Genomic DNA, 13,513 nt, shown 5'->3' with positions numbered 1-13,513 from the left:
CGCGACCATATTGCCGCCATGACAAAAAAGCCCTTCCGCCTCTCGCCCTACCAGGTGCAGTTCCTGATCGTCGTCGGCTTCGCGTCCGTCGGCTATGCGCTCTATCTGCGCTACCTCGCGATCGAGCTGTCGCAGGTCGCTCTCGCCTGCGACGCCGGGCTGCAGACGATGATCTGCAAGGCGCGGTCGGTCTCGACGGTGCTGTTCAAGAATTCGGTGTTCGGCATCGTCGCGCTGGTGGTTGCGACGCTGAACCTGATGCGGCCGTCGATCGTGCTGCTCACCGTCGGCATCATCGCCGCCGGCCTCGGCATCGTACTCTACAATGTCGTGCTGTCGGGCCTGGCGATCGGCCTGTTCATTCTTGGGTTTGCTCGGCCCGCGCCCGCCACAGCGTAAGCGCGAACAACAGGTAGATCGTGCAAGTCCACAGCGACTGCCAATTGTCGCGGCCTTCGTTGAAGAGCACGAAAACCGCCGACAGCGCCAGCACACCCGCGAACACCGATTCCGCGATCGGACGCTGGCCGATCTGCGGCCGGTTCAGCATCAAAAGCGCGAACGGCACCACCGCCATCGTCAGCGCGGCGTAGGGGAAATCCTTGTAGCGCGGGTCGAACACGAAGCCGAGCGCGGTCGCCGCCGCGATCACCGCCGTCACCGCGAGCGTCAGACCTAGCACGGCGGTGAGCTTCGACCATTTGCGGCCCTCGCGCGGACCGAGCAGATCGAGGAAGGTCGGAAGGCTGCGGCCGATCACCATCGCCTGCGCGCAGAAGATCGGCGACAGGATGCCGGCCGCGAGGAGCGCCCCCCAGAGCAGCCAGCCGCCGATGCCGTAGCTCTCATAATAAAGCTTGTCGGTGCCGATCCCGAGCAGGCTCCCTGCCGTCGTCGCCGAGATGGCGACGCCGAGCCAGGCCGAGAAACGCGGCGTCCACGGCCGCCGGCGCAGTGTGATGAGCGCGACCGCGAACACCAGCACGGAAAGGCCCATGCCGGTGCCCATGTACCATTTCCAGTACGGGAAATTGCTGATCGGCTCGCCCGGCGGATATTTCAAGCTGCGGCGCACCGAGTCGTACAGGCCCCAATAGCCGCCGACGGTGCCTTCCAGCTTGCGCTTCCACGGCTGGTCGTAGGACTCGATCAGGTTGACGCGAAACTTCTGCGCCTTCGCTAAGCTGAGGATTTCCGAGACCACCCGCGCCTGGTTGGTGCGTGAGGGCAGCGCGCCGTCGCGCATGCGCCCTTCGCTCGGCCAGCCGGTCTCGCCGATCAGGATTTCCTTGCCCGGAAACGCCACCGCCATGCGCTCGCGGATCGCCTCGACATGGGCGGCGGCGAACTTCGCCTTCACCGGCATATCCTCCCAATAAGGCAGGATGTGAATGGTGACGAAGTCGACGGCGTCATAGACCTCGCGGTTCTTCAGCCAGAATTCCCAGACGTCGGCATAGGTGACGGGCACGCTGACCTGCGTCTTCACCATGCGGATGATCGCGACGAGGTCCGCCGTCGTCATCTCACCGCGCAGCAGCACCTCGTTGCCGACGATGACGGCGGTGATGATGGCGGGGAATTCCTTGGTGAGACGAATGGCGAGCGCGGCCTGCTCAAAATTCTTGCTGCGGTTGCTGGAAAGCCAGATGCCCTGCAGCACTTTCAGCCCGCCGACCTTGGCAGCGATCGCCGGCACCTGGTCGAGCCCGTTCTCCATCGAATAGGTGCGGACGCAGTCGGTGATTTCCTTGAGCTGGCGCAGATCCTGCTCGATCTGCTCGGCGTCGATATGAGTCCACGCGTTCAGCGGCGTCTGCTCGCCGCGGAACGGCGCGTAGGAGACGCATTGGACCTTCTCGGCGGGATCGATCGGGGCGCGCGCGAGCGTGATCGGCGTCGCCAACCACCACCACACGGCAGCAATCGCACCCAGTGAAACGAGCAGAAGCGCCAGTGGCGTACGAAGAGAAATCGGTTCCGTCCTCCGCGAAGGGTCCGTCGATTACCTGCTTGCACGCCGTCTGCCAAGGGGGTGTCCAAAGAGGGTGTCCAAGCGGGTGTCCAAATGCCGATCCACACTTAAGGATCCGCGCCTGCCCCAAAGGAATTGGGCTGCGGCCGTTCGACCGGGGCCTAGCATCGTGACTTTGCTGGACAAAATTCCAAATACAGGTCATGGACTCCGAAAGACTTTTCCGCCGCATTGGAGACCCATTTGGACGCCATCACCGGCGCGTCCGCGGGATCCTGACGCGGACGGCCAGCGGATACATTGGGGAATTCATGCGGCAACGGGTGTTCGAGTCACGAAATGCGGTCCTGCGGCAGTTCGCCGCCACCTTGACCGTCTCCTGCCTTCTCGTTCTCGCCGGTCTCGGTGGCGCCTCCGCCCAGAGCGGCACGCCCGCACCGGACCAGGGCAAGGCCGCCGCCCAGCCCGCCGACGCCGCCAAGGATGCGGCCCAGAACCAGCGCCGTACCGACGAATTCGCCGAAGCCGCCCAGGTCATCAGCGGCCCGGCCGGCAACCCCGAATGCGTCTGGCTCGGCCGGCGCGTGGTGCGCCTGATGTGGCGGGATGACCTCGATACCGCGTTCCGCCATCTCGACCTCTACGACCGCTTCGGCTGTCCCGGCGGCCACATCCAGGCCGCCTTCCGCTGCCTGACCCGCTTCGGCGGCCAGATCGATCCCAAGGTCGCCGAGACCCTGGACAGCCGCGTGCACGCCTGCTGGATCAACCCGGCGGCCCAGCCGCAGCAGGCGGCGGCGAGCGCCTCGCAGCCGGCGGCGCCGGCATCAGGCAATGCGCCGTCCCCGCAGCCGGCCGCCAGCCCCTCGCCCGCGGCAAGCCCGACGCCGGCGCCCCAGAAATAGCCGCGATCGTTTCAGCTGTCGTTCAGGAACGATCGGCCATAGACGCGGTTGGCACCGCCGCGCGTCGTTCGAAAAAGGCCATGCCCTCATAAGGACATGAGGCCATGACAGTTGTGAAACCGTGCGGCGGAGATATGCTCCCTTTGCCGCGGACTTGGTCGGATCTCGGGGTCGGATCCGCTTCCCTGCCCCCTCAGCCCCTTTTGGTTTAGCCGCGATGCGCGTTGTCGCCGCCGTTCTGTTGCTCGTGTCTGCGCTTCACGCCGGGCTATGGGGAGTCTTGCGCGACAAGGAACCCGCGCCTGATTTCAGGGGCCTGTTGCCCAGCGTCTCCTACGCGCCGTTCGAAGGCTCGGCCCACCCCGACATCGACAACATCCCGACGGTCGAGAAAATCCGCGCCGACCTGAAGACGCTGTCGACCATGACGCGCGCGATCCGCCTCTATTCGTCGACCGGCGGCGTCGAACTGGTGCCGCCGATCGCGGCCGAGTTCGGCCTCAAGGTCACCGTCGGCGCCTGGATCGACAAGGACAAGGATCGCAACGAGCGCGAGATCAAGGCCGCCATCGAGCTCGCCCGCAAGAACAGCAACGTCGTCGGCGTCGTCGTCGGCAACGAAGTGATCTACCGCGGCGAGCAGAAGGTCGAAGACCTCATCGACATGATCAAGAAGGTGAAGGGCTCGGTCCGCGTGCCCGTCACCACCGGCGAGATCTGGAACATCTGGCGCGACAATCCCGACCTCGGCTCCAGCGTCGATTTCATCGCCGCCCACGTGCTGCCCTACTGGGAAAACTTCCGCTCCGACCAGGCAGTCGACCAGGCCGTCGACCGCTACAATCTCTTGCGCAACCTGTTCCCCGGCAAGCGCATCGTGATCGCCGAGTTCGGCTGGCCGAGCCAGGGCTACAATTTGCGCAACGCCGACCCGGGTGCGTTCCAGCAGGCGCTGATCCTGCGCAACTTCGTCAGCCGCGCCGAAGCCATCGGCATGGAATACAACATCGTCGAAGCCATCGATCAGCCCTGGAAATTCTTCGAAGGCGGCGTCGGTCCGTACTGGGGCATCCTCAATGCCAGCCGCGAGCCGAAATTCGCCTGGACCGGTCCGGTCGAGAACCCCGACTATTGGAAGCTGATGGGCATCGCGCTCCTGGTCGGCATCCTGCTGTCGCTTCCGATCCTGCGGATTGAAAAGCCGACCGCGAAGCAGGCCTTCCTGCTGTCGGCGACCGCCAACGGCGTCGGCGCCTGGGCCGCGACCGTGTTCGCGTTCTGGAACAGCCATTACTTCATCTTCGGCTCGGCCTTCGCGCTGACGCTCGGCATGATCCTGCTTGTTCCGCTCGTCCTCATTGCGATGGCGCGCATCGACGAGATCGCAGCGGTCGCCTTCGGCCGGTCGCCGCAGCGGCTGCTCAGCAAGGGCAAGCCGGTCGATAACGTTCCCGAGAATTACTGCCCGAAGGTCTCGATCCACATCCCCGCTTATTTCGAGCCGGTCGAGATGCTCAAGCAGACGCTGGATGCGCTGTCGCGGCTGAACTATCCGAACTACGAATGCGTGGTCATCATCAACAACACGCCGGACCCCGCCTTCTGGCAGCCGATTCAGGACCATTGCCGCGCGCTTGGCGAACGCTTCAAGTTCATCAACGCCGAGAAAGTCCAGGGCTTCAAGGCCGGCGCTCTTCGGATTGCGATGGACCGCACAGCCGCCGATGCCGAGATCATCGGCATCCTCGACGCCGACTATGCCGTCGATCCCGACTGGCTGAAGGATCTCGTGCCTGCCTTCGCAGATGCGCGTGTCGGCCTCGTGCAGGCGCCGCAGGAACATCGCGACGGCGATCTGTCGATCATGCACTACATCATGAACGGCGAATATGCCGGCTTCTTCGACATCGGCATGGTCCAGCGCAACGAGGCCAACGCCATCATCGTGCACGGCACGATGTGCCTGATCCGCCGCGCGGCGATGGACATGGCCGGCGGCTGGTCGTCCGACACGATCTGCGAGGATTCAGATCTCGGCCTTGCGATCCAGGAGCTCGGCTGGACCACGCACTACACGAACCACCGCTACGGCCAGGGCCTCCTCCCCGACACCTACGAGGCCTTCAAGAAGCAGCGTCACCGCTGGGCCTATGGCGGCCTCCAGATCGTGAAGAAGCACTGGCGCTACTTCCTGCCCGGCAAAAGCCGGCTGACGCCCGACCAGAAACGCGAATATGGCCTGGGCTGGCTGAACTGGCTGGGCGCGGAAAGCCTCGGCGTGGTCGTGGCGCTGCTCAACCTCGTCTGGGTGCCGATCGTCGCCTTCGCCGACATCGCCATCCCCGACAAGATCCTGACGCTGCCGATCATCGGCGCCTTCATCGTCTCGCTGGCGCACTTCCTGTCGATGTACCGCGCCCGCGTCGCCATCAAGCCCGGCCAGATGCTGGGCGCCATGATCGCGGCCATGAGCGTGCAGTGGACGGTGTCGCGCGCGGTGGCGCAGGGCCTCATCACCGAGCACATCGCCTTCGCCCGCACCTCCAAGGGCGGTCTGTCCAGGATGTCGATCGAGTTCCAGGCGTTCTGGGAGGCCGTGATCGGCACCCTGCTGCTGATCGGCGCCGGCGTGCTGATCGCCTCCAACAGCTACCGCCAGATCACGGAGATCTACATCTTCGCCGGCGTGCTGGTGCTGCAAAGCCTGCCGTTCCTGGCCGCCGTCGCCATCGCCATCCTCGAGCTCAGCCGCATCAACTCGTTCCAGTTCTGGCGCGACAGCGCGATCCGCACCGCCGAGCTGATCGGCCTGCGTCCGGTCGCGCTGCCGGCCCCCGGCACGCCGCAGCCCGTGCCGAACGAGGTGCGGCGGGAAACCCAGTGACGGGCTGAGGTCCGCCTGCGGCCATCCTTCGAGACGTCCGCCTCCGGCGGGCCCTCACGATGAGGTCGAGCCCGCGGCGAGATTGTCAAACCCTCATGGTGAGGAGCCCGCCAAAACGGGCGTCTCGAACCATGCAGGCCGAACTCTTCCGGCGACCTCCCGCAGTTCAGCGTGGATGACGGCCCGCCATTCAGGTTGAAACTCCCCGCCTAACCAGCGGAGGGAGCAACCAAATCCCCGCTCCTGCCAAGTCTTTCAGCAACCACCCAAGCTATTGACCTCAGCGCCCCATCCCCCTACACAGCGCGGGCCGAAAGCATGATCCGGAAACAGCCGGTTTTTCCCCGCGACGCCAGCTTAAGCGTAGCGGCAAGACATGCTTCTCGAATGTCCGACCACGATGGCGATCTCTGCGTGCCATCAGCGGCCATGGGAGCGCGTAGCTCAGCCGGTAGAGCACGTGACTTTTAATCACGGGGTCCTGGGTTCGAGCCCCAGCGCGCTCACCAAAAAAATCAATGACTTGTGCCGAAACCGGTGCGATCGACGGGATGCCCGAGATTAGGTCTAGATTAGGTCGGGGTCGATTAGGCGAGGCCCGTGAAATGGTTGATACGGGTCGGCTGGAGCAAATAGGAATCTGTCTCTGATTGCGTCTCCGAAGCTGTCGACCAATCGGCTGGCCACAGTAGGAAGTTCGCTGCTCGCTCTCACGTAATCATCCAAGTCGATAGGCTTTTCCTTCTGCGTGGGCGGCGGAGCATTTACGCGCATCAATTGATCTCGACCGATCAAAAGTCCAGCCTGTCCGATGGCGTTCTGACTTTGCAGATGCATCGCCGACATGATGATCTCTTTCCAATCCCAAAGCCCCCCATGGAGAAGCTGCCCCTTTGTAAAAGGCATTTCGGTGTCGCCTGTACCTAGCGACAAGATATGCACCTGACGCCGTTGAAGCTGATAACAGACAAGGGCATCGACGAGGCCGATCATGACCGGATTGTTCGCCCAGACGCCTCCATCTGCGAACATCCGCTCTCCGCTCCGATACACAGGAAAGAAGGTCGGCGCAGCCGCCGTCGCCATTGCGACCGTGAGCATGCTCTCCCTCCAGTCTAAGCGGTAATCTTTGTGGTGAGGCGTCTTAAAGACATTCACCTCGGTAAAGCCATCAAAGGAGGGAATGCAAAGCCGTCGCAATGCATTCCCGACCGTCAATGAACCAAATACGGAATCGAGGAGGGCTTTGAGGATGTCTGGATCATACCGATGGTTCTGAACCGCTTGCGTCCATCTCCACGCAGAACGTATCTTGAGAAAATTCCAGAAAGTCGGCGGAAATACTTTACTGCCGTTGAGCATATACAAATCTAGGATCGTGCTCGCGGCTTTACCGATGGACAACCCGAGGGCAATGATGCCGCCGGTTGATGTGCCGACGATCATGTCGAAGAAGTCTCCGATACTGCGGCCTTGGAGATATCGTTCTTCAAGCTGCGTCAGGATTGCAGCAGGCAGTATCCCTCGGATTCCTCCGCCGTCGATTGAAAGAATGCGAAAGGGTTTATCCTCTGGCCACGGCAGAGGATCACGCAAGCCCGGATGTGTTCCGCTAGACCGCCTCGCTTGGCTCAAGCCGCTTTTCCTCGTCGTCTGGACCTATGTGCCGGCCACCACCACGCCATTTCTTGGTGACCAGCCAGCCCTCGTAGAAATAGAGCCACTCGGCAGCCCAGAATATCGTCGTGTGCGCGATAAGGTCGTTCATACTCCATTCGCGCATGCTGGGACTGAATAGGCACAAGTACGGCAAAGAGGGTTCGACCTTACTAGCGTAGACGTGCGGTATAGGCCCCTCCTCATAGTCTAGATGACGCTCAAGAAGGGGCTTCAGAACTTGAACGCGCGGCTGCGCATCTCGCAACGAAATGTTCTCCAGCACCATCGGAATTCGATGCCTGACGCGAACCAGATGTTCGCGCTTGTCTGGGGCTAAAATGCCCTGCCATTCCACATGTGATGAGTCGTGCTCTATCACCTTGAAATCAGGCCACTGCGATGCCATCGCCTCGATCTGTTCCGGGATAGACTTCATTCCGAGAGGGCTCCTCCTCCCTCGCGTGTCGCCGAGCGAGCTGCGGTGGAAGTCGCCAAGACAGCGGGAGCGGCTGCACTAAACACCTTCCCGTTGTTGCCCATTCGCAGCTTGTTAGCCTCCATCTCACGCCGAGAGGCATCGAGGCTGCTTTCAATAGCGTACGTCGCGGCCGTCTCACCAAACAACTGCTTGAGGAGATCGCGCTTCTCTTCGAGGCTGAGATTATCGTTTCGCAGCTTGTGCAAATTGACGATCAGACGACGGAGGTCGCCGTCTAACAAGTCTTGGGCGGTCTTGTTTTCGGGCCATCGATCGGTGAACTCGTCCAGCGGGTAAGCCGGGTTCAGTACTTGAACAGTGCCCCGCACGCCGTTCGTCTCAGTCAACCGCAATCTGATGTGCGTCGCGATGCCAATGACTTCGTCCAACAAACTCGGCTTCACCGGTCCGGCTCCCAGTGCCATCGCGGCCAGCACGACAGAGGGAGGCTTGCGGAGGCCATTGCGACTAGATGATCGGTAAGCGATATCCCTCGCACGCTTGATGAGCTGCAACGCCACGACGCGGGCGGATTTCTCCTCGATAGGCACGTGGTCCGGCATGGGCTGCGTGTCAGCCTTCTCGACGATTTTACCCTCGACGAGCAGCCGCCTTCCCTCGAACAGATCATGGAACGCCGGGTCGAAATCAACGTGATTGTTGAAGTGTGTGGCAAACCCCCACGGATTGACCTTCTTGTGATAGCTCTCACCAGTCTCTTTCTTGTGGTGGAAAAGATGCCCGGCCCGATCTGGTCCGTTGATGCGGGCGATCGGCATGAGATCGACGGTGGTCCCATCAGCATATTTGACGGTCACGCAACGACTGTTGAGAGTGACCATCCCATGATAGCTGCTGCCCGGCTCGCCATTGATCGCTTCGAAGAGAAGCTGGAGGATACGTTGGGGCGACGTAGTGGGATCGACCTTAAGCTCCATCACAACGTCGACATCATGCTGTGCCTTTTTGACACGAGAAGCGATAGCCGTGCCGGTGGCGAAGCTCCCGCTGGGGTAGCATTCAATCACGCAATCTTCGAGTGGACTGCCTTTGCGGTCGACATGATTGCAAAGCGCGCCAAAATTTCTTTCGGCCGTCTCGTGCTTCGTCCTCGTCAGCTGAATGCGACGAGCGATGTCCATCAAGAGGGCGTCATATTCCGCAATGGTGGGCCAAGGCCCAGGGTGCAACACGTTCAATTGAAATCTCCAGACCTACTGGGTTCGATATTTGTTCCAAGTAGGTAGCGGGGAGAGTTCCAGCAAGATTTGTTCAAACAGATTCTTTTTTCCGCAATATCTTGACTCTTTCCAAGGATTTCTGGCCACTAATAGGTGATTCGCGTTAAACTGGAGCTACTCCCGAATGCACGCGACTATTTCGCAGTTGCAAAATCGGTGATTAGCGATGATCGCGGGAACTGCCCCCTTTTTGGTGCCTCCTCGATGTTTGATCCTGTCTGTTCTTTGACGGGAGGCCAGCATGATCGCGCGATTGAGTCCAATCATCCGCTACGAACGAGAGGTTAGCGACACACCGTGGACAGCCCTGCAGAGGTCTGCGCACCGAATGGACACCGAGCTTCCTCATGGCACCGAACTGTCCGCAACGGGCCTGTACTTGCCCGAAAAGCTTGATGTTGATCAGTGGACCAATGTTGGCCGAAAGCTGATGGCAATTGAGAAGGGTATTCAGTGGGCGCTCGGCGATTGGTGGGCATACGGACATCACGCCTATGGCGAGCGAGTGGCAAAGGCAAAGGGCCTTCCATATGCGACGGGGACTCTAATGAATTACGGGCGGGTCGCCCGCAAGGTGCCAACCTCATTACGAAATGAGGCTTTGAGTTTTAGTCACCATGAAGTGGTTGCGATGCTAGAGCCTGATCAACAAAAACGTTGGCTGCACCTAGCAGCCAGGAAGAACTGGCCCGTCGCTAAATTTCGGCGCCAAATCGACGAAGGCACAAACGACGGCGAGTCTGATCCTGCCCAAAACGCACGCATTTGGGCCATCCAATTCATTGATGAAGCCTCTCGCCCAATCATAAGTCGCTCCGCAATTATCAGGGATGCCGGCAACACCTTGCAGTCCCTCTCTGATGGCACTCTTGAACAGATGTCCAACGCAGCCCGAGACTCGGCCCAGCAATGGAGTTGTGTCCATCAAGCAATCGAACAATATCGCTTCTCGCGACGTGAAAAACCTGGTGTGCGCGAGCGTCTTCCAGGTGACAAAGTGAACAAGGCCCGTCGTCTCTCCGGGTGCCGGGAAGCTTCGGAATGACGACGGGCCTGCCTGGCGCGTCAGCGAAGGTCAATTCTGACCCCAGGCTCTGCGCTGTTTTCTCTACGCGGACACCTGCGCAGTGGCCCGCTGCTGGCCCCGGACGGGATCAAATTTAGGCCAGCACTATGCCCTCCCGGATGCAGCTAACGGGAGGGAAACTCGTCATGCGGCTGTTGCCCTGTTTCGGTCGACGACAAGGCCGAGTATCGCCCTCGGATCAGCTGTCGGACGTCGATCAATCGTCTGTCCCTGTTCTTCGGCCAATGAGATCAGGGCCTCTTCCTCGGTCTCCCGCTCGTAAAGCAGGTCTTTGATCTCTCGGAGCCGTTTGCCCTTCTGCTCTGCCGACAAGCTGAGTCTTGGCTTGGGCATTTGCTCAATGGCTTCATCGATCCGTTTCGTCAGCTTCTCCGGATATAGAAACGCCATGATCGCAGCTATGTCGGGCATCGGAACCGATGCATTTTCGTCGTAGACTTCGAAGCTGATCGCAAACTCATTATGTGTCGCGGTGATGCGCGGTCGCGCCGTCTGTGCATGACGGGCAATCCAATCCCGAGCCTTCGCGCGGATTTCCTCGACCGGGAGCCCGCACTGCTGAACCTGAAATCGTTCGGAAACAAGGTTCGCGATGTCACGTCGGACGCGGTCGACGGCTGCGACGAAGCTCTCGCCTCCTCTAGGACGAACCTTGATGTTTTTTGCGTCTGACAAGACTGCGTTGGCCGGGAGCATTCCGAGGTATCGACGGATTGCCGCGTTCACATCGCAGCATGAGCGATGCCGATCGGTATGCTCGTCTTTCCTCTCGCGAAGTAACGCAATCTCCTCCCGGACAGCATCGCCCCTGTCCCCGTCTGGATTGTTCATGATGATCCGTTCCAGCTCGCCAATCCTGCGAACCGTGGATGAGATCAGCGTCTGTGCCTGCTGCTCCGCGTCCTCCAATCGGAGGATTTTGAGCTGGGCTGCTTTTGGTAGTTTCGATCCGTCAGCCATATGGCCCCTCCTGTTTAGGCCCACCGCGCCGAGACGCGGCAGGCTTGTTGCTAGCTCTTCCAAGCGTTCTCTAGACGTCGGTTTCTCTGCTCGATCGCGTCATCCACCGACGCCAAGCGAGCTTGCTTCTCCGTGGTTTCCTGATCAGGATGACGCCAGGCATCCTCCATCCGGGAGCAACGGGCCTGATAGGCGGCGTCTAATTCCTCTTGTGCCGGAGGTGAGTCACCTTCCGCGTCACGCAGGGTGACGACGGATGGTGATGCTGGTGCGGCATCCATCAGGCGCATACCAACGACTAGCCGGTCGCCGTCCGCGATAACGCCGTCGAGGCGACGAACGCGTTTGCCGTTCCTGTCGTAAAGAATAGAGTCCTTAGTCATCGTATGCCTCTTAAGGTTAGAATGTTGCTGAGCATCTGAGCACTACGGCTCTGCACGGGATCGAGTTTGTCGCCGACGGTCGAAACCCAAGAAAGGTCGGCGATATATTTGTATTTGCGGATGCCCATGGACGTGAGGACGCCCGCGACCGCGTTGGCTACGTCGTCGTGACCGTTGGGGGCATGATCAATGCTGTCTTTTCCGGATCGGGCCGTGCGTCTCTCAAGCCCGCAGAGTTGGTTGATCAGCCGCTGACTATCGAGGAGATCGCATTTCTTCGACATCATCAGGGGCAGGAATTCCGAATAGATCGCGCTTTTCGGTTTCGCGGAGTGCTCGAATGTGATCCCGTGCCCCAGGAATTTCTCCCGGGCCCATTCGCCGGCGTAACGGTCTCCGGACAGATTCGCGATGCCATACGATTTCAGGAGGGTTGAATACTGCTCAACGATCGTCTCCGGTGAGAACGGAGGCTTGGCCTCTCGGATGACATCGAGGACGGATGTGCCCTTTTCCACGTGACCAATGGCCAATGTGAAGCTGTCCGAGCCCGATCCGCCCGCCGCATCCGCGAATGCGCGATACTTGAATTCCGGCATATAAGGCCGTTCCCGCTCGTCCGAGGTGACGGCTTCAACGGCTTCACGTGCAATGAAAGCTTCGACGTCGGAGCGGAATTGAGCTCCATATTCGGCAGAAGCCGAGACAGCATCGTCCTCGAAGGCTTGGGCCAGAAACGCAGGATCAATCTCGGGGTTCATGACGTCAGTGGCAGCCTGCCAGCTTAAGACACGAGGATCGTCCTTCCCGTGGTATTGCCGATGCATGTTGTACAAGACGCCCCGTCGGGCGTACGGGCTGGAAGCCAGCAACAGCATAGACGTCGGGATCGTTGCCATTCCGGGCTTGATCGCATTGACGACCTCGGCGTCCGGATTGGCCGAGTCGTCCGATTGCCAGAACGCAATTTCATCGCAGAGGGCTGCAACAACGGTGCGGCCCCGGACTGCGCGATATGACGAGGTGGTGATCTCGATTGAGATCGAATTGGACAATTCAAGCCCAACGTTGGTGTCTCGCTCGATCATCCGCGCGAGCATAGGGACCTTCTTGATAAAGCCCTTCACGTACCGGAGGATTACGCGGGCCTGCTCTTTATCTGCTGCGAGAACCTGGACGACGCCGAGCTCCCCTTCGTCGAGGTACTGGCGATAATCGTGGAAGCAGGCCAGCCAGACTGCAATCAATGCGAGGATGCGGGACTTACCTCCTCGACGCCCGATGACGAGCACAAGCTCCCGCATTTGCTGTGTCGGAGCATCCTTCCGTCCCGTGCAAGCCCGGTAGATCACGAGTTCCTCGCCAGACATGGGCAGACCGAACGCGGCTGCGATGAATGCACGCCACGCGATCCATGATGCTGGATTTTTAAAGAAGGGCTTGAAGAGCTTGGGGTCCGCGATCGCGTCTAGGAGTGTGAGACGATTTGATCTTGGTTGAGGCTTGAGGCGTGGTGCGGGTCTGGCATCCAGACGTTCCCGCACCAGCCTCTGCTTCATTCAAGCCGTTCCCTGTGTAGACGCGAGCCCCCGCGTTCAGCATACGCAAGAGGATCGTCGTGCTCGTCGCCATCCCGATCAGGGGACGCGTTGAACAAGCCGATCTTTTTCATCAGCCGAGATTGGGTGTTGCTGAGCCGTTGGTATTCGAGACGCTCATCCAACGTGGTCGAGCCCGTCTTGACGTAATCAGCTTCCGCATCCTCGAGCACACATTGCAGGAACGCGATACGTCGGATGTGATTTCGCGTTGCTTCGGAGACACGATCGGCTCCTCCGCAATCGTCGGTGTATCGATTGACAAGATCGACGAAACGACGTCCGCGCGGGGAGTCTGCCGGGACGCGTTCAGCAAACATCCTTCGGCCGGAAGAAACAGCCG

General features: G+C 60.4%; 12 protein-coding genes and 1 tRNA gene. 5 read left to right on the top strand and 8 right to left on the bottom strand.

Features of this window, described 5'->3' with window-relative positions:
- The first annotated feature begins 18 nt into the window (after positions 1-18).
- On the top strand, positions 19-399 hold the full coding sequence (locus tag GA0061098_RS26470; RefSeq protein ID WP_018317956.1) for a hypothetical protein: 381 nt from the start codon (positions 19-21) through the stop codon (positions 397-399).
- Here the strand turns inward: GA0061098_RS26470 and GA0061098_RS26465 are convergent.
- Positions 359-1,918: a glycoside hydrolase family 17 protein gene (locus GA0061098_RS26465; RefSeq protein WP_165637614.1), complete on the bottom strand. Its 1,560-nt coding sequence runs from the start codon at positions 1,916-1,918 to the stop codon at positions 359-361. The two genes, GA0061098_RS26470 and GA0061098_RS26465, sit on opposite strands and share 41 nt — an antisense overlap.
- A 368-nt stretch (positions 1,919-2,286) precedes the next feature.
- Here GA0061098_RS26465 and GA0061098_RS26460 point away from each other — a divergent pair, with 368 nt between their 5' ends.
- From GA0061098_RS26460 to GA0061098_RS26450, 3 genes are all read left to right on the top strand, one after another.
- A complete protein-coding gene (locus tag GA0061098_RS26460; protein WP_091963477.1) occupies positions 2,287-2,880 on the top strand; it encodes a beta-1-3, beta-1-6-glucan biosynthesis protein in 594 nt (197 codons plus the stop codon).
- A gap of 217 nt (positions 2,881-3,097) precedes the next feature.
- Entirely contained in the window at positions 3,098-5,764 is a 2,667-nt protein-coding gene (locus tag GA0061098_RS26455; protein WP_091963475.1) for a glycosyltransferase, read from the top strand.
- 433 nt (positions 5,765-6,197) lie between these two features.
- Positions 6,198-6,273: transfer RNA gene (locus tag GA0061098_RS26450), tRNA-Lys, on the top strand.
- Positions 6,274-6,331: 58 nt separating this feature from the next.
- Here GA0061098_RS26450 and GA0061098_RS26445 read toward each other — a convergent pair.
- Genes GA0061098_RS26445 through GA0061098_RS26435 form a run of 3 tightly spaced genes read right to left on the bottom strand, consistent with a single transcriptional unit; the run spans position 6,332 to position 9,094 of the window.
- Positions 6,332-7,360: a CBASS cGAMP-activated phospholipase gene (locus GA0061098_RS26445; RefSeq protein WP_165637613.1), complete on the bottom strand. Its 1,029-nt coding sequence runs from the start codon at positions 7,358-7,360 to the stop codon at positions 6,332-6,334.
- A 16-nt stretch (positions 7,361-7,376) separates the two neighbouring features.
- Positions 7,377-7,859 (bottom strand): type II CBASS E2 protein, encoded by a 483-nt coding sequence (locus GA0061098_RS26440; protein WP_091963470.1) that lies wholly within the window; start codon positions 7,857-7,859, stop codon positions 7,377-7,379.
- Entirely contained in the window at positions 7,856-9,094 is a 1,239-nt protein-coding gene (locus tag GA0061098_RS26435; protein WP_245323607.1) for a nucleotidyltransferase domain-containing protein, read from the bottom strand. The genes GA0061098_RS26440 and GA0061098_RS26435 overlap by 4 nt, the downstream gene beginning before the upstream one ends.
- Positions 9,095-9,383: 289 nt before the next feature.
- Here GA0061098_RS26435 and GA0061098_RS26430 point away from each other — a divergent pair, with 289 nt between their 5' ends.
- The gene (locus GA0061098_RS26430) at positions 9,384-10,187 is read left to right on the top strand and encodes a hypothetical protein (protein ID WP_091963464.1); all 804 of its coding nucleotides are present in this window, start codon (positions 9,384-9,386) and stop codon (positions 10,185-10,187) included.
- Positions 10,188-10,352: 165 nt separating this feature from the next.
- Here GA0061098_RS26430 and GA0061098_RS26425 read toward each other — a convergent pair whose 3' ends face one another.
- Genes GA0061098_RS26425 through GA0061098_RS44030 form a run of 4 tightly spaced genes read right to left on the bottom strand, consistent with a single transcriptional unit; the run spans position 10,353 to position 13,490 of the window.
- A complete protein-coding gene (locus GA0061098_RS26425) occupies positions 10,353-11,189 on the bottom strand; it encodes a hypothetical protein (RefSeq protein WP_129590939.1) in 837 nt (278 codons plus the stop codon).
- Positions 11,190-11,239: 50 nt separating this feature from the next.
- Positions 11,240-11,572, bottom strand: a complete 333-nt coding sequence (locus GA0061098_RS26420) for a hypothetical protein (RefSeq protein ID WP_091963458.1) — start codon at positions 11,570-11,572, stop codon at positions 11,240-11,242.
- Positions 11,569-13,131, bottom strand: a complete 1,563-nt coding sequence (locus GA0061098_RS26415) for a terminase large subunit (protein WP_208610682.1) — start codon at positions 13,129-13,131, stop codon at positions 11,569-11,571. The genes GA0061098_RS26420 and GA0061098_RS26415 overlap by 4 nt, the downstream gene beginning before the upstream one ends.
- A complete protein-coding gene (locus tag GA0061098_RS44030; RefSeq protein ID WP_129590938.1) occupies positions 13,128-13,490 on the bottom strand; it encodes a hypothetical protein in 363 nt (120 codons plus the stop codon). Before GA0061098_RS44030 ends, GA0061098_RS26415 begins: the two co-directional genes overlap by 4 nt.
- Positions 13,491-13,513 lie beyond the last annotated feature (23 nt).

Origin of the sequence: Bradyrhizobium shewense, assembly GCF_900094605.1 — a bacterium.
In the GTDB taxonomy this organism is placed as follows: Bacteria; Pseudomonadota; Alphaproteobacteria; order Rhizobiales; family Xanthobacteraceae; genus Bradyrhizobium; species Bradyrhizobium shewense.
This window is presented reverse-complemented; position numbering and strand designations above follow the sequence as displayed.